1 pseudogene is annotated in these 243 nt (G+C 35.4%); it reads left to right on the forward strand.

The features are described 5' to 3' along the window. Nucleotides 1-243 (forward strand): annotated as a pseudogene (locus tag ABS784_RS17250) (histidinol-phosphatase HisJ); the annotation flags it as partial.

The following is a 243-nucleotide window of genomic DNA, read 5'->3' on the forward strand; positions in this document are numbered from 1 at the left end:
GTTGATCCAACTCCCGATAAGGACAGCGCAATGCCCTTCAGTGATATCGACCGCTACTTGTCTATTTTGCTAGACTTAAAAAAACAATATAAACGCGATATCGATATTCATATCGGTTTAGAAGTAGACTATATCAACGGTTTTGAAAGAGAAACAGCGCAATTTTTGGACAAATACGGTCCTTTTCTTGATGACAGCATTTTGTCCGTACATTTTTTAAAATTAAATGGACAATATTATTGT

Origin of the sequence: Geobacillus sp. G4 (genome assembly GCF_040327975.1) — a bacterium.
GTDB lineage: Bacteria > Bacillota > Bacilli > Bacillales > Anoxybacillaceae > Geobacillus > Geobacillus thermoleovorans.